The organism is Caulobacter sp. S45 (genome assembly GCF_903642205.1).
GTDB lineage: Bacteria > Pseudomonadota > Alphaproteobacteria > Caulobacterales > Caulobacteraceae > CAHJWH01.
This window is the reverse complement of record NZ_CAHJWH010000060.1, coordinates 1-16,156: the sequence shown is the minus strand read 5'-3', so window position 1 is coordinate 16,156 and position 16,156 is coordinate 1. Positions and strand designations below refer to the sequence as shown.

At 65.4% G+C, this 16,156-nt stretch carries 10 protein-coding genes and 1 pseudogene; 4 read left to right on the top strand and 7 right to left on the bottom strand.

Annotated elements, in window-relative coordinates; genetic code table 11:
• Positions 1 to 80: 80 nt before the first annotated feature.
• The 5 genes from HUV06_RS08030 to HUV06_RS08010 form a co-directional block, all read right to left on the bottom strand.
• Positions 81 to 242 (bottom strand): hypothetical protein, encoded by a 162-nt coding sequence (locus tag HUV06_RS08030; protein ID WP_217433719.1) that lies wholly within the window; start codon positions 240 to 242, stop codon positions 81 to 83.
• A gap of 82 nt (positions 243 to 324) precedes the next feature.
• Positions 325 to 1,953, bottom strand: a complete 1,629-nt coding sequence (locus HUV06_RS08025; protein WP_254600983.1) for a S10 family peptidase — start codon at positions 1,951 to 1,953, stop codon at positions 325 to 327.
• Positions 1,954 to 1,965: 12 nt separating this feature from the next.
• Positions 1,966 to 2,379, bottom strand: coding sequence for a cytochrome c (locus tag HUV06_RS16455; protein WP_174300751.1), 414 nt, complete (start codon positions 2,377 to 2,379; stop codon positions 1,966 to 1,968).
• Between the two features lie 10 nt (positions 2,380 to 2,389).
• Entirely contained in the window at positions 2,390 to 4,027 is a 1,638-nt protein-coding gene (locus HUV06_RS08015) for a flavin monoamine oxidase family protein (RefSeq protein WP_174300750.1), read from the bottom strand.
• Positions 4,028 to 4,062: 35 nt separating this feature from the next.
• A complete protein-coding gene (locus HUV06_RS08010; protein WP_174300749.1) occupies positions 4,063 to 6,960 on the bottom strand; it encodes a TonB-dependent siderophore receptor in 2,898 nt (965 codons plus the stop codon).
• A 656-nt stretch (positions 6,961 to 7,616) separates the two neighbouring features.
• Between HUV06_RS08010 and HUV06_RS08005 the strand changes: the two genes are divergently transcribed.
• From HUV06_RS08005 to HUV06_RS07990, 4 genes are all read left to right on the top strand, one after another.
• Positions 7,617 to 8,525, top strand: coding sequence for a LysR family transcriptional regulator (locus HUV06_RS08005; protein ID WP_174300748.1), 909 nt, complete (start codon positions 7,617 to 7,619; stop codon positions 8,523 to 8,525).
• Between the two features lie 123 nt (positions 8,526 to 8,648).
• Complete coding sequence (locus HUV06_RS08000; RefSeq protein WP_174300747.1) at positions 8,649 to 9,674, top strand: ornithine cyclodeaminase family protein; 1,026 nt, start codon at positions 8,649 to 8,651, stop codon at positions 9,672 to 9,674.
• A gap of 184 nt (positions 9,675 to 9,858) precedes the next feature.
• Entirely contained in the window at positions 9,859 to 12,180 is a 2,322-nt protein-coding gene (locus HUV06_RS07995) for a transferrin receptor-like dimerization domain-containing protein (protein WP_174300746.1), read from the top strand.
• Between the two features lie 86 nt (positions 12,181 to 12,266).
• On the top strand, positions 12,267 to 13,652 hold the full coding sequence (locus tag HUV06_RS07990; protein ID WP_174300745.1) for an APC family permease: 1,386 nt from the start codon (positions 12,267 to 12,269) through the stop codon (positions 13,650 to 13,652).
• Here the strand turns inward: HUV06_RS07990 and HUV06_RS07985 are convergent.
• Positions 13,639 to 14,877 carry an alanine racemase gene (locus HUV06_RS07985; protein ID WP_217433717.1) on the bottom strand — a complete coding sequence of 413 codons (1,239 nt, stop codon included), beginning with the start codon at positions 14,875 to 14,877 and terminating at the stop codon, positions 13,639 to 13,641. The two genes, HUV06_RS07990 and HUV06_RS07985, sit on opposite strands and share 14 nt — an antisense overlap.
• A gap of 59 nt (positions 14,878 to 14,936) precedes the next feature.
• Positions 14,937 to 15,878, bottom strand: a pseudogene (locus HUV06_RS07980) (IS630 family transposase).
• Between the last annotated feature and the right edge of the window lie 278 nt (positions 15,879 to 16,156).

Here is a 16,156-nt window from a genome sequence, read left to right as displayed (position 1 = left end):
TCATCGCCAAGCCGGAGGTCATCACCTCCATCGGAACCCGCCAATGGGCGCAGGTCAGTATTTAGGACGCCTGGTATGATCTACAGCGTCATCCCGCCGATCCGCGCCGCCTGCGTGCGCGACGCTCCCTCGTAGATCGCCGCCAGAGCCAACAGACGCCGCGTCTGCCCACTGTCCTTGGACAGCTTCGCAGCCGCCCAGGTCGCGGTCGGATCAAAGTCCTGGCATAGCGCAATCGGCATGGCGAACCTCCTCGTTCACCACTTTGAATCAACCCGAGACTGTCCCCGCAAGCCCCCGAGTCATGCCCTTAGAGAACTGGTATCAGGGGGTCTCGGCGTCGTCGTAAAAGGCGGCGAGATCGGTGTGCAGCTGGTGCAGCGCCTGCGGGTTCAGAAAGATCATGTGACCTGCCTCGTAGTAGTGGAACTGCAGATTCTTCTGCAGCGCCGGCTCCAGCATCATATGGGCGATGTCGTATTCCGTGGCGAAGAACGGCGTCGCCATGTCATAGTATCCATTGAGCGAAATGACGCGAAGGTGCGGATTGAAGCGCATTGCGGCGGAAAGGTCGATCGCGGTATCCGGGGCTTTCTGCACGTCGCTGCCTCCGGGCGCCTTATGCCTCCAATCCCAATCGAAACCTTTGAAGTCGTATATACCTGAGCGGTAATCTAGGTCTGTAACAAACCCGAGATCCTTGCGCACATAATCGCTGAAGCAGGAGAAGAACAAACTGTAGATCGAAGTCAGCATAGGATCGTATTCAGCCGTCGCACCGGCGGCGTCGCTGTCGACACCCTTGTAGCGGGCATCCATCCGGCCGGTCGTCATCCGCTGATCGCGCAGAAGCTCTTTCTGGAAGCGGTCCAGATCGACGCGAAGGTTGGCGCGCTTGATGAAGTCGATTGAGAGGCCGGTCAGGGCCGACATCTGCCGGGCGACGGAGTCGAGCTCTTGCGGCGTGATGGTCTGGCCTTTGGCCAGGGCGGCCGCGTAGGGGCCCAAGGCCCAGGCGCGGGCCTGCGCCGCCACAGTCGCTACGTCCGCCGGCGGGTCGGCAAGCCGGTGGTGGTACCAGGCGGTCACCGCGAAGCTTGGAAGGTAGGAGATGTAGACGTGGTCGTAGCCGGGCTGCATGATCCCGTAGTTGAGGATGGTTGACATCAGGATCACGCCGTTCAGCGCCATTCCGCGATCCTGCAGCTGATAGGCGACCGCCCCGGCCCGGGTCGTCCCATAGCTCTCGCCGAGTAGATATTTGGGACTGTTCCAGCGGCCCGCCGTGGTGACGTAGCGCAGGATGCCCCGCGCAAAGACGTCGGCGTCCTGGTCCACGCCCCAGAAGGCCTTCTCCTCGGTGTCTCCGAGAGCGCGAGAGTAGCCCGTACCTGGCGCATCGATGAAGACCAGGTCGGTCTTGTCCAGCAGCGTCTCAGGGTTGGGCCCGAAATCGAACGGCGCCGGACGCACCGCCTCGGGCTCCTTCGTCCGCACGCGCACAGGCGCGAACGATCCCATATGCAGCCATAGATTGGAGGAGCCCGGCCCTCCATTGTAGAGGAAGGTCACCGGCCTGCGCGACGTCGACCCGGGCGAGTTGAGAGTATAGGCGACGTAGAACAGGCTCTCCACAGGCTTGCCGGAAGGGTCGCGGGTCGTGAGCGTGCCGGCCTCCGCCTTGTACGCCAAGCTCCGGCCCTGGGCTGTTACCGTATGGGAGGTGACGACTCGCCGCTCCTCCGCCGATGCCTGCGCCCAACCCTGCCCGACGCCGCGCTGCGCCTCACTCGCACGCGCGCCGGCCGATTTCGCGCCCTCCACGACGACCGACGGCGGCGAAGCGGCCCGGTCCTGCGCCCGCGCAATGCCCGCCGTGGCGAGCACGGCGAAAGCCCAGCTCCACATCCGGATCCGGATGAAGCCTATGGGGCTGAAACGTCTGGCGTTCATCACACTCACGGATCAGTTGTTCTGGCCGGTACGGGCGGAGGTTCCGTCGTCGGTGCGCTTGCGCACCTTAGACACGAAGTCGACGGTGACGGGAGCCGCCACGTTTCCCCAACTCGAGCGGATGTAGCTGGCCGCCGCCGCCAGTTCGGCGTCGCTCAGGTCGTTCCGGAACGACGGCATTCCGTTGCGGCCCCCAAGGATGAGGGTGACCAGCGCCGCAGGGTCGCCCCGGACGAGCTTGTCGCCAGCCAGGGCAGGGAAGGCGCCCTTCACCCCTTGGCCATTTCGCTGGTGGCACGCTGAGCAATCGTCCGCGTAGGCCGAAGACGGAGCTGGAGCCAGAGCTGGAACTGGAACTGGGGTTGGCGCAGCGCCCGTCAGCAGGAGAAGGCCCGCGGCGACGGCCAGATCAAGGAAGGTGCGCATGGAAGGACGCTCAGGCCTGCTGGACGCGGGCGTGCAGCTTGGCGATCTGCTGCCAGGCGGACTCGATCGCCCCGGCCTGCCAGCCGCCCAAGTAGGAGAGGTGCTCGCCCGCCAAATAGATGCGTCCGTCGGGTTCGCATAGCACGGGATAGGATTGCCGGCGTCCCTCGTCGGACCAGCTGGCCCAGCCGCCCAGGTTGTACTTGGTCAGGTGCCACGAGGCGACGTAGCCCTTCTCGAAGCTGGAGGCGTAAGCGCCGGGGAACACCTGCTCGCCTGCGTCCAGGGCATAGCGAATTCGTTCGGAGGGCGGCAGTGAGCTGAGTCGAACCGCCTCGCGAGGGACTACGGAGTAGGCGCCCAGGACAACGCCCTTGGCGCCCTGCCAGCCTGTCGATGGCAGGGAGATGACCGTTATGCCTGGGATGTTCGTCTGGATGTGGCCGCCATAGATGCCGTGTTCAGTCTCCCAGAACCGTTCCTTCATCTGCAGCCCCACCTTGTTGACCGGGGCGTAGGAGCAGTCCTGCATCGCCGCCTTGAAGCGGGGCGAGACGTTGACGGGGATGGCGTTCAAGACCGAGAGCGGGATGGTGCAAATGCAGTAGTCGGCGGTGACCTGGGCCGGCTTCTCCTCTGCGTCGAAGTAGGAGACGGTGACCTGCCGGTCACCCTGCCTCACCTCCTGCACGACAGCGGCGTATCGGATGAGCTTGGAGACGCGGCGCTCGAAAGCCTTGGCGATCATGTCCATGCCGCCCCGGGGCTGGAACATGGTGGTCGGATGCTCATACAGCGCTGCGTTGGTGATCCCGCGCCAAGCCTCGGAGGATAGGATGTCGCCAAGGGCATAGGGCTTGGACGGCGTTCCGGGTCCGGGATCGACACCTGCGCCCGGCTTCACGATGTAGCCCCGCCGACCGGGCTGGGCGTGAAGCCCCTTGTCCACCGCACCATCGTAGCTGAGGTCTTTTGGCGAGAGGCTGCCATCGCGGACGAGAAAGGCGATGAAGCGTTCGCGATCCTCGTGGGTCATGGAGGCGTCCAGGGCTCCGGCGTTGGCTGTCTTGGCCAGGAGCTCGGCGGTGTAGCCGCGCATGTCGGTGGTCAGTTCGCCCTTGCGGAGGCGTTTGTCGGCCAGGGGACCCAAGCCTCCCCTCATCATCACGTAGGCGGCGTCGTTGTCGTTAACGAGGATCTCCAGCGGGACGCCCAGCTCGCGCGTGTAGTGCAGCGTCGAGGTATGGTGGTAGGGGATGCGCCACGGCCCAGTGTTGAAATAGAGGCCCTCGTCCAAGTCGCAGACCTGCCGGGCGCCGGTCACCTCGGTCTGAACGAAACCTTTGCGGGCGGTCTGACAACGCCCCCCGGCGAAGGCGCGCGCCTCCAGCACCTCAACCTGATACCCAGCCCTCGAGAGTTCATAGGCCGAGGTCATCCCCGCCAGCCCCGCCCCCAGCACCACCACTTTGGCGGTCTTGCCGCCCGCGATCACCGGCGGCGCGGCCTGGGCCGAGGCGAAGCCGAAGCCCAGGGCCTCCATGCCCGCGACGGCGAGCGAAACGCCGCCGACTGCCCCCAGCTTCTCAATGAAGCTGCGGCGCGAGAAGCCGTATCCGGCCCCGCCGTCCAACGGCGCACCCTGCATCATCTCGGTCGGCTCTCCATCACGGCTCGCGAGGCTCAGAAGTCGGCCGTCAGCGTCGCGAACGCCGTGCGGCCGAGCACGTCGTAGGTGCCGGGATAGGTGTTGGTGTTGCCGGACGTCATGCCGGAGCCGGCGAAGGAGCCGGCGTCGACGATGGGCGGATCTGTGTCGAGCACGTTGTTGCATCCCACGACCAGCGTCAGCCCGTGCCGGATTTTCCAGCTGACCGTCAGGTCGAGGTAGCTGAACGACGGGATGCGGTTGTCGATCAGGTCAGTGACGCCGTAGGGATGGCTGGTGAGCAGGGGCTGGTCGGTGTTGGCGTCCAGGTGCACGGGGCCGACGAAGCGCCACTGGGCGGAGACGGTGACGGGCAACTTGGAGGAAGCGTAGGTCAGGCGCGTCTGCGCCTTCACCTTCGGAAGCGGCGTGGCGCAAGTCAGGCCGTAGAGGCCTGCGCAGTCGTAGGTCGGTCCGCCGCTGACGGGCTGGTCCACGTAGCTGTTGGTGTAGGTGAGCACGGTGCTCAGCGTCACCGAGCCCCAGTCCGGCAGGCCCAGGTCGGACAGGGACTTGCGGTACTTGCCATCCACGTCCACGCCGTCGGTCCGAAGGAATCCCGAATTGGTCAGTGGGGAGAGGATGTAGCCGTTGTTGCCGTAGATCACGAAGGTCGTGGGATCCCGGTGGAAGCTTGATGAGCAAACGGCCAGGTCCCCGGCCACGCATTCGTTGACGAACACCGAGGGAGGGATGCTGGTGATCAGGCCGTTGATCTTGATGTTGAAGTAGTCGATCGAAAGGGTGAAGCCTCTCGCCCAGGAGACGGTCGGGGTCAGGACCACGCCGCCCGTGAAGGTGTCGGACTTCTCAGGCTTCAGATTGATATTGCCCCCGGTCAGGTTGGAGCAGCCGGAGGGGCAGTTGTTGTCGCTCGAGAACTTGCCGTAGAGCGCGGCCGGTAAGCCCGTGGCGACGCAGGCCGCCAGGGAGGCCGAAGGCGTAGCCCCCACGCAAGGGTCCGAACCGGCGAACCCATTCCCTGTCGAGGTCGGCGTGAACAGGTCGATCACGCTCGGCGCGCGGACAGCGCGGTTGTAGCCGCCCCGGAACTGGATGTCGGCGGACGGCGCATAGACGATTTGCGCCTTGTAGGTGTTGGTGTTCCCGGCGGTGCTGTATGATGAGAAGCGATAGCCGCCGTCGAACGACAGCCGCTTGACGAAGGGCTTGTCCTCGACCAGCGGGGCGCGCACCTCGCCAAATAGTTCGTAGACGTCGAAGCTGCCGTCCGCCGACTGGAGATAGTTGGCGCCCTGGATATCGCGGTCGATGTATTCCTGGTCTGGATTGTAATTCAGGCTTTCGCGCCGGTACTCGGCCCCAAAGGCGACGGCCACGCCGCTCGCCGAGAATGGGCTCTTCACGCCGTAATGGCCGAGGTCGCCGGTGATGGAGGCGCTGGCGACCTGCTCGATCGTGTCGCCCTGCGCCTGCGCTTCCACCTTGGCGTAATCGAAGGCGTCCTGGGTGACGCCGTTCAGCTTGTACAGGTTCAGCGGCACACAACTGCCGCCTACGTAGCATTGACCTGTGGCCGGATCGACCAGAAGGGCGTTCTGCAGACTGCGGTTGGAGAGGTCGTTGACGTAGTCATAGGTCAGCTGCGACGTGCCGTACTGGACATAGGCGTCGTAGTTCCAGGCATTTCCCAGCTCGCCCTTCGCGCCCACGTCGATCTTGTAGTCGGTGTGACGGAACTGGAATTGGCGGGGGTAGTCCACGAAGCGATAGCCGATCTGATAGGGCACCTGGGTCGCAGTCCCCGCCGCTTGACCACAGAGTTGCGCCTGCTGGGTCGCCGTCATCAATGGATTGTTGCAGTTTATGCTGAAGGTGCTGCCACCGTTGATCCCGTTGCCGGCGAAAAACCCGCTTTGGCCGATCTGAGCGGCGGTCCGGTCATCGGAGAACATGAGGTCGGAGTACAAGTCCAATGCACGGCTCGCCTCGTAGTGGGCGAAGTAGCCGGCGGTGTAGCGGGTTTCCGACCTCTGGAGATAGTCGCTTGCGCCATAGTTAAATGGCGGCACGCTGCTCGTCACGAAGCTTTGGCTGCCGTTCGGGTTGTCGTGCAACTGCAGCGCGCTGCCGCCTAGGGCCTCTGAGGCCAGGGTCGGCACGAACTTGCCGTAGGCGCTGTTGCTGGAGCCGCCGCAGGTATGGCCCGCGTAGATGCTGCTGAGGGCGCTTGATCCCTGCGACGCATTTATGACGCAGGCGGTGGCGTCATACTGGCTCTCGAGGATGGGCTGGAGGTGGCGATAGTTGGCGTAGGCGGTCACGTTCCCGCGGCCGTCCGGCGCGTTCACGCCTAATACGGCGGTCACGTCCTGCCCGAGGTCGTGCACCTGCTCGCCGCCCGGCGGCACGCTGAAGCCGGACGCCTGCACCAAGCTGCGCATCGAAGCGTCGTCGTTGTCGTGCGAGGCGAAGTTCTCCGTCGCCGTCAGCATGGCGCCCTGGAAGTTCTTCTTCATGACGAAGTTGACCACGCCGGCCACGGCGTCCGAGCCGTACACGGCCGAGGCGCCCCCGGTGATCACCTCAACCCTATCCACCAGGGCCACCGGGATGACGTTCAGATCGGCCACAGGGGCGGTCGGGTCCCCCGGCATGAGCCGTTTCCCGTCGACGAGCACCAAGGTGCGGTTGGCGCCGAGACCGCGCAGGTTGACCGTCGCCGTCCCGTTGGAAAGCTGCGACTGGCTGGAGTTCTGGGACGCCACGACGGAAGGCAGCTCGTTGAGCACGCTCTCGACCGTGGTGGCTCCGATATCTGTGAACTGCTGAGAGTTTACCACCGTCAGCGGGCTGGTGGAGGTCAGTCCGGGCGTCCTTATGCGCGACCCGGTGACCACGACCTCGCTCACGGCGGAGGAGGCAGCTGTGTTCGCCTCCGCCGCCGGTCCGAAGGCGCTGGGGGGTGAAGCTGCGGCGGCCGGCGTCTGGGCCTGGGCCGTGGCTGTGACTCCCAGCGTCAGGACGCCTGTGAAAAACGTCGATGAAAACAACCCACGTCGCGAAGACGAATTCATCAGAGATCCCCTCTTCAAGCACATCTGTGAGCGAGAAATCCCCCCCCCGCGTCACACATTTGGCGAACCGTTGATTTCCCGTCAGCAGTTCGGCAGTAGAGTCGGCTTCCGAGTAATCCCCCCTGTTCTGCTTTATTGTTCTGTTCGCTCTTCGGGAAAACACTTGGTTCCTATCATTCTCATGACGATGAGGTGGCCTTCCGCCAAGCGCTAGCGCGAAAATGAGGCTGCGGCGTTGCGTCGGACGCAACGGCTAGCGACACCCTTCCCCACCGGCCGCAACGCTTCCCGTGCTCCAGGTGAGGACGGACTCGACCGCTGGACGCGCGATCTCCCGCTCCCGTGAATGTTAGCCTATCTATCGGGACCGCTTAGCTTTATAGCCGACTGGGCGTCTCGCCTCTCGCAGGGGAGCGAGGTCGGGGTCTTGCGAGCTTATCGCCGTCGGCAAGCCACTCGAGCCGCAGCGCCTATCGACGGGAGCAGGCCCCATGTTCCTAGGCATCTTGCGCGCGTTCCATGAGGTGGCGAGCACGGGGTCGATCAGGCGCGCTAGCGAAAGCCTGAACATTAATGCGTCGACGGTAAGCAGGCAGATCGCCGTGCTTGAGCATCAGATGGGCACCGAACTGTTGGAGCGTTCCAGCGGCGGCGTTTCTCTGACCCATGCAGGCTCGCTTGTGGCCGAGTTCGTCAAGTCCACCATCTTGGAATTCGACTCGCTCCGGACCGACCTGAATGACCTGCGCGGAAACCGCCGGCGATTAGTTCGTCTTGCCGTTGTCGAAAGCATGATATCGGGCGGACCCCTGCAGGCCGCCGCTGACTTTCATCGCAGATACGAGGGAGTCTCGTTTCAGCTGAAGGTCATGACAGCCCTGGAGGTCATAGATGCGGTGAAAAAAGGCGAGTGTGATCTCGGCGTAACCTTCAGCGCACGGCCCGATCCCGCGCTCTCGATCGTGGCGAGCGTTCCGGAGCCCCTGGTGGTGTTCTTTCGAAAAGACCATCCGCTCATGCACAGAACCGAAGTTCGTGTAGAAGACTTGGCCGGTATGCCTTTAGCGCTCCCGGAGGCAGGTTTTATCGTCAGACAGGTCTTCGACAGCGCATGTTACGACAAGGGTGTCCAGATCACGCCTTTGTTTACGAGTGACTCGTTTGCAGCCATACGCGCATTTGCTTACCACAGCACCACGGCGGCTATATTGCCCGCACGCGCGGCCCGGGCGGAGTTTTCAAACGAAGACGTTGTCTGGCGACCTCTGGACGAGAACGGCGCGAAGTCGACGACCGTCGATATTATCGTGCAAAGGCAGTGGCGAATGCCCCGGCTTATACAGTCCTTTGTGACAGATTTCGTCGCCGCCATCGAAAGCCGGAACGCGCCATCCGCCTGAGGACGTTGCGACAGACGCAACACTGCGCTTCGCATTTTGCGGTGGCGCTTACATGTGCGGAACTCCACCGTGACCGGGTAGGCGCGATGCCGACGATCACCGGACCCTGTCGGGACTGCGCGGATGTGCGCCGCACTCGGCATTCAGTATACTTGGATTTTCTTTGGGATGATTGCCCTCAATGCCCGGGATGTGGAGGCTCTGCTTTCGATCGGGAGGTGCATCGCGCTCATGCGTACGGCCATGACCCTGGAAGCGGAGAACATGGCCATCCAACCGGTGCGAACGCGGATGGAGATGCCCGGATCGGCATCGGCGAACCTCCTGACCATGATGCCGGGGCTCATCGACCGGCCATTGTCTCTCGGCATCAAGGTGGTGAGCGTATTTCCTGGAAACTACGGCACCGCTCACGGGTCGCATCAGGGCGCCATCCTGATGTTCGACGCGGTGACCGGCGCGCCGGTCGGGCTAGTCGACGCACGCGCGGTCACGGCCTTGCGCACCGCTGCGGCCACCGCCGTCGCCACCGACGTACTCGCGCGGCCCGATGCCGCCAGCCTTTCGGTCCTGGGATATGGGGATCAGGCGAAGAGCCACGTCGAAGCCCTGGTCCACGTGCGCGACTTTGCGAGCATCCAGGTCTGGGGCCGTGATCCGGCAAGGCTGAGCCGCTTCACCGATGACCTGTCGCGCGAGCTGGAGCGGTGCGTGGAACCGGCGGCGAGCGCCCGTGAAGCGTGCGAAGCTGACGTGGTGACCGCCACCACCGCCGCGGTTGACCCCGTCATCGAGGGTGAACATCTGCAGGCCGGCCAGCACCTCAATCTTGTGGGATCAAGCATCCCGTCGACGGCCGAGGTCGACGGGATCGGCGTCGCCAGGGCGCGCTTCTTCGGCGACTCCGCGGACGGGGTGCGTGAGCTCGGCGGCGAATACCGGCGGGCTTGTCGAGACGGCCTGATCGACGAGTCGCATCTGTTGGGCACGGTGGGAGAGGTGATGCTGGGCCGGATCAAGGGGCGGACCTCCGCTGGTGACGTCACGATGTTCAAGTCCGTCGGCATGGCCGCCGAAGACCTCGTCGCCTCGACCTTTCTTTTGGATGCGGCGCGGAGACAAGGTGTTGGGCGGACCATCGACTGGTAGCGTTTGAAATGTCTTCCCGCGCCCGGGCTCGACGTCGCTCGCGTGGAGCTGACCTGCGAATGCGCCAAGCAGTCGTCGGGAGCTCGCGGTGATGCTGCGGCCGCAGATCGGGACGCCAAATCAACCTTAAGGCAAGCAAGATGAAGAAAAAGGAAGATAGGGTGCGAGCGAGAAGGCCTGGCAGATGTCGCTCTTGAGCTTCACCCTGGCGACCCTCCTCGCCAGCGCCGGTCCTTCCACCGCCTCGATTTGGTCGGCCGCCCGCGCTCCGATGCTTGGCTTCTCTCCCGAAGGGGAGCGGCGTCAGCGTAGACTGGAGCAACGGTTCGACAGCCTGATCTCCACGGCGGAGATGGACGGCTGGATGCTGCGCATGGCGTCTAAGCCCAATCAGGTCGGTTCCCCCCACGATCGCGAGAATGCGGAATGGCAACTCGCACAGTTCAAAGCCTGGGGCTGGAACGCCCACATAGAGACGTTCCGCATCCTTTATGGAACCCCGCGCGTCTTGAGCCTCGGTCTCGTCGGTCCGGGCGCCTATCAGGCTAAGCTGCACGAGCCGGGCGTGGCCGGAGATCAGACAGCTGCAGACCAGCCCGGGGTCCTGCCACCCTATCTGCTATACCAGGGCGACGGAGACGTCACGGCGCCTCTGGTCTATGCGAACTTTGGGATGCCTGAAGACTATCGCACGCTTGCCCGCCAGAACGTCAACTTGAAGGGCAGGATCGTCATCGTTCGCTACGGCGGCGGCTTTCGGGGCCTGAAGGTGAAGCTGGCGCAGGAGCATGGGGCCGTCGGCTGCATCATCTATTCAGATCCACACGAGGACGGCTATTACGCCGAGGACACCTATCCCAAAGGATCGCAGCGCCCGGCGGACGGGGTGCAGCGCGGCTCGGTCGCAGACATGATGACCTATGCCGGGGATCCCCTGACGCCCGGCGTCGGCGCGACAGACAAGGCCGCCCGGCTCACCCGACAGACGGCGCCGGCCCTGATGAGGATACCGGCGCTCGCCATCTCCTACGCCGACGCCCAGCCGTTCCTGGCCGCCCTCGGCGGTCCGGTAGCCGAGCCTGCGTTCCGGGGCGCGTTGCCGATCACCTACCACGTGGGCCCTGGGCCCGCGGTGGCGCATCTCGTGGTGAAGTCGGACTGGAGTCTCCAGCCCATCTATGACGTGGTCGCCAAGATCGAGGGAAGCCTCTACCCCGACCAGTGGGTCCTGCGCGGCAATCATCATGACGGCTGGGTCTTCGGAGCGGAGGATCCGCTCTCGGGCCAGGTCGCACTCATGGCCGAGGCCAAGGCGATCGGCGCCGCCGTTAACTCCGGCTGGCGGCCCAAGCGGACCCTCATCTACACGTCGTGGGATGGCGAGGAGGCGGGGATCAGCGGCTCCACGGAGTGGGCAGAGACCCATGCCGACGAACTGCGTGCCAAGGCGGTGCTCTACGTCAACTCCGACAGCATCGATCGCGGCTTCGTCGATCTGCAGGGGAGCCACGAACTTCAAACGCTGGCGAACCAGGTCTCGGCCGACGTCATGGACCCGGAGACCCATACGGACCTGCGCACAAGGCTTAGGGGCGATCTTATCGTCAAGGGCCTGAAGGCCTCAGGCTCAGGCGCCGGCGAGGCGCAGGCGCTCGGTCGGATCGCGGCGGCGGGAGGCGACCTGCCGCTAAAGGCTTTGGGCTCCGGATCGGACTTCACGCCCTTCTTGCAGCACCTGGGCGTCCCTTCGATGAACATCATCTTCGGCGGCGAGGGGCGCAGCAGCGGCGTCTATCATTCGGCCTACGACACGCACGACCATTACGTGCGCTTCGGCGACCCCGGCATGAGATACAGCGCCGTGCTGGCCAGGACGGCGGGTCGCATCATCATGCGCTACGCCGACGCAGACCTGCCGTCCGTCAACTTCATCGACTTCGCCGGCGCCATCTCCGGCTACGTAGGCGAGCTTCACGGGCTTGAAGCCGCTGCCCGCGAACAGGCGCAGAAGAACCGGGCGGCGATGGCGTCGGGCGCCTACGCCCTCGCAGCCGATCCTTTGGACCCCCAGACGCTCCCCGAACCGCAGGCGGAGGTGCGCCCGGTCGCGTTGACGCCCCTGGATCGCGCCAGCGCCAGGCTGAAGCTGAGCGCCGCCCGGGTCCAGCAGCTCTACGTCACGCCCCTCAGTCAGGAGCAGGAGACGCGGCTCGGCCAAGCCCTGCAGGGGATAGACCTCACGCTGCTCGATCCGAAAGGCCTGCCAGGCAGGCCCTGGTATCGCCACATGATTTACGCGCCGGGGCTGGAGACCGGCTATAGCGTGAAGACGTTGCCGGCTGTCCGCGAGGCGATCGAGGCGGGGCGCTGGGCGGAGGCCGACCGCTACGCGACGCTCACCGCCGCGGTCCTGGACGCCTATTCGGACCGCTTGGACAAGGCGTGGCGATTGCTCGCCGCAAGTCCCGCCACCCCTTCCGCGGGCTCGACGGCTCGCCCGAGGTGATCCGGCTCCTGGTAAGGATAGGCGGGGCGCTGTGATGTCCGCCTGCCTGCACCGGCGCTCTTCCCTCATCTGCTCAAGGAGCCGGCGTGGCGCTCTTCGCTCCAGATAAGCCGCGGACGCGCGGCGAAGGGCTACAACCGGGGTCCTCCTCCCTGCTGCGGGTGCTGGGGCTCGGCTTCGGCGTGGCGGTGGTCGTAGGCGGCGTCGTCGGACAAGGCATCCTCCGCACGCCCGGCATCGTGGCGGCCGGGCTGGAACACCCCGGGCTTATCCTCCTGGCATGGGTCGTGGCGGGGCTTCTGACCATGGTCGACGCCTGCTCCATCGCCGAACTCGGCGCAGCCGACCCGCGCACGGGCGGCCCTTTCGCTTACGTTCGCCTGGCGTTCGGTCGGGCGGCGGGTTTCCTGGCCGGCTGGATCGACTGGCTGGCACAGACGGCTACCGCCGCCTTCATCGCTGTAGTGTTCGGCGAGTGCCTGCATCGCCTGGGTCTGCTCCGGGACGTCGGAGACGGCGTTGTGGCGGCTGGGCTCCTGGCGGCGCTGACCGCGTTCCACCTCCTCGGAACCCTGATCGGCGGCTGGAGCCAGAACGTCGGTAGCGCGCTCAAAGCGCTCGCGCTCCTGGCGCTGGTAGCCGTCTTCTTCGCCGCGCGGGCCCAGAACGGCGGCCACGCGGTCGCGGCGGGTCCGATCGGAGCGGCGGCGGTTATCACCGCTCTGCGCGCCATCTACGCCACCTACGGCAGCTGGAACGCGCCCGCCTACTTCGGGGAGGAGGTGCAGGACCCTGGTCGCAACCTGCCCAGAGCTCTTCTCATGGGTCTGGCCCTGGTGATGGTCATCTACACCCTTGTGAACGCGGCGCTGCTGCACGTTCTGGGACCCGCGGGCATGGCGAAGTCCAGCCTTCCGGTGGCCGACGCTGCGCAGCTTGCAATCGGGGCGAACGGCGCCTGGCTGGTCACCTTGGCGGCGCTCTTCATCGTGCTGACGGTGGAGAACACCCAACTGATGTTCACCCCCCGCGTCCTCTACAGCATGGCCAAGGACAAGTTGCTGCCCGCCCGGCTGACCGGGACCCTGGCCTCGGGCGTGCCGGCCGCCTCGCTGGTGCTCACGGCGCTGGTGGCGGTAGCCCTCGCCTCCAGCGGAGCTTACGAGCGGCTGCTGGCCATCTATGCCCCGCTGTCCACCCTGACCAACGCGCTTGTCAACTTGGCGGCGATCCGGATGCGGCTGGCCGATCCTCAGCGACCACGCCCCTTCCGGATGCCGCTATTTCCGGTTCCGGCCATCGTGGCCCTGCTGGTCAATGGGAGCCTCACCGTCTTCTTCGTCGCCCAGGACTTTGCATCGGCGCGCTATGCGGTGTTGCTGGTCCTGAGCGGCATACCGCTCCTGCTTTGGGCGAGCCGCAAAGCGAGCGGGAAGTCCGGCGGACCGGACGCCGCCCTCACCAGCCGCTGACGCGCACCCACTCGTCCACCACGCGTTCGCCCTCCAGCACCTCGAACTTGGGGTACATGGCGGTGGTCATGCAGACGTGGTTGGGGAAGATGCGGACGCGCTCGCCGATAGCGGGGAGCGGCAGCTCGGCGGGCCAGTCCACGAAACCGTGCTCCTGCGCCACCTCGTGGATGACGACTTCGCCGTATGGCCGCCCCCGAAGGTCCGCTACGCGGCCGTAGCCGTAGTCCTTCTGATAGCCGCCCGCAGTGCTGCGATCCTTGGAGAGCGCCAGGCCCCCGGTGTCGAGGATCACCCGCCGCCCCCCGGGCCTTCGACTGATGACGGAGGCGAGGACGCTGACCGCGACGTCCTCCAGCGACAGGCTCCCGGCGCCCACCTGGAACAGGTCGCCGAGCATGTAGACGCCCGCCCTGAACTCGGTCAGTCCCTCGCCGCTCTGCGCGTGGAACAGGGTGGGCGTGGAGCCGACGCTCGTCTGCAGGCCGGCGAGGCCCACAGCTTCCAGCCTCGCCCCGGCCTCCACGATCGTGCGCCGCTCGAGGTCGGCGATAGCGACCAGCTCCGCAGGAGAGGCCGCGTCGTAGCTTTGGCCGGCGTGGGTGGCGACGCCTTCCAGCCGGATCGATGGCGCAGCGTGGAGCACGCAGGCGATCTCAAGGAACTCGGGGGCGTCCAGGGCAACGCCGGTGCGGTGCTCGCCGCTGTCGATCTCGATCCAGGCGCCCATGGGCGGGGAGCCCAGGCCTCGCCTGGCCGCCATGGCCCGCGCGGTGTCCAGGCTATCGACGAAGGCTCCAAAGCGGCGCACGCGCCGATTGACCGCGGCAGCCCGCTCCAGCTTGTCGGGGGTGACGCAGACGGCGAGCTGGATGTCGTCGATCCCCTCGTCAGCGAAGTACTCCGCCTCGAGTAGGGTGGAGACGGCGATGCCTTTCAGCGCAGGGTCCATCGCCAGCCGGGCGGCGGAAATGCTCTTGGCAGTCTTCATATGTGGCCGGAGGCGTACACCGAGTTCGCGGCAGCGCGCCCGGGCCCGCTCGCAGTTCCGCTCCAGCCTCGAACGATCGAGCAGCAGTGACGGGGTCGGCATGCGCTCCAGCGCCGAGCCGGACACCAAAGCAGCCGTGTCGCCGCTCAAGGCTGTCTCACCGGGTGGCTGGCCGGACATCGACACCGAACGGGTGTGCTGGCTGCCTCTGAGATCGGTGGGATGGTCATTCATTCCTTGTCTCGCCGTCAAGCGCGCATAGGGTCGCCAGTGTAAGCTAGCGCGTTCGTCACCTAAGATGAAGCGTAGCCATCGTGGCGGAAGTAGTTGAGGCACTGCTGCGGGGTGAAGGCGTCCAGCACGGTTCCGATGCGCTTCCAAAGTTCCTCGCGGGATTGTTCAGCGGCTTTTTGGAGCAGGGTCTTGAGCTTGGCGAAGACGAGCTGGATGGGGTTGAGGTCTGGGGAGTAGGGCGGCAGGAAGCGGAGCTTTGCGCTTGGCTTCGATCAGCGCGCGCACCTTGTCGCCCTTGTGGGCGGGCAGGTTGTCCATGATCACCAGGTCGCCTGACTTCAGGGTCGGCCCAAGCATCTTTTCGATGTAGGTGAGAAAGGCCTCGCGGTTCATCGCCCCGTCCAGCACGAAGGGGGCGGTGATCCCGTCGAGCCGCAGGCCGGCGGTGAAGGTGGTGGTCTTCCAGTGATTGAAGGGCGGCTTGCCGATCACACGTCGGCCGACCGGGCCTCGACCGTGGGTCTTGAGCATCTTGGTGTTGGTTTCGGTCTCGTCGATGAAGACCAGCTTGCTCGGGTCCAGGCTCGCCTGGTCAGCCTTCCAGCGCTCGCGCGCGGCGGCGACGTCAGGCCGGTCCTGCTCGGCGTCGTGTAGAGTTTTTCCCAAGCTGGTCTTATGGCGGCCAAAGAAGCGCCGGGTCTAAGCTTCCGTCGTCTTCAGCCCCAAGCCCTCTTCTATGCGGCGTGCCAGCTCGGCCAGCGTTGAGTCCGTCCCCGGTCCACCAGCGCAAGCAGCCAGGCTGCGTGCGGCTCCAGCGGTGAACGGCTCTTGCCTCCCCGCGGCCGGGGATCGACCTGGCCGGTCTCGTCCTTCAACTCCGCCCAGCGGATCGCCGAGGAGGCGCTCACCTTGAACCGCGCCGCCTCCTGACGGCGCGACGCACCTGAAGCCACCTCCGCCATCACCCGCGCTCTCAAATCAACCGACGCCGCTTGGCCCATGACCGCCTCCCGAATCAGAGGTCCCATCGACTCACGCCCACATCCTCGCGGGCATACCCCCCGCAATCACAACCGATTCAACCCAGTCGGCGAACGCACTAGTCCTACTGCGTCACAAACGCGTTTGGCGTTGAGGCATATTTTGTCTGATTACAGCATGGACATCGGTGAAGCTTGGAGACCAGGGCGACGGTGAGCCGCCTTCGGAGGGTAGTGATCGATGTCGGCACGTGCCGCTCGGGTCGGATTGGCGGAGCCGCGGGGTCGGTAATCTGGGG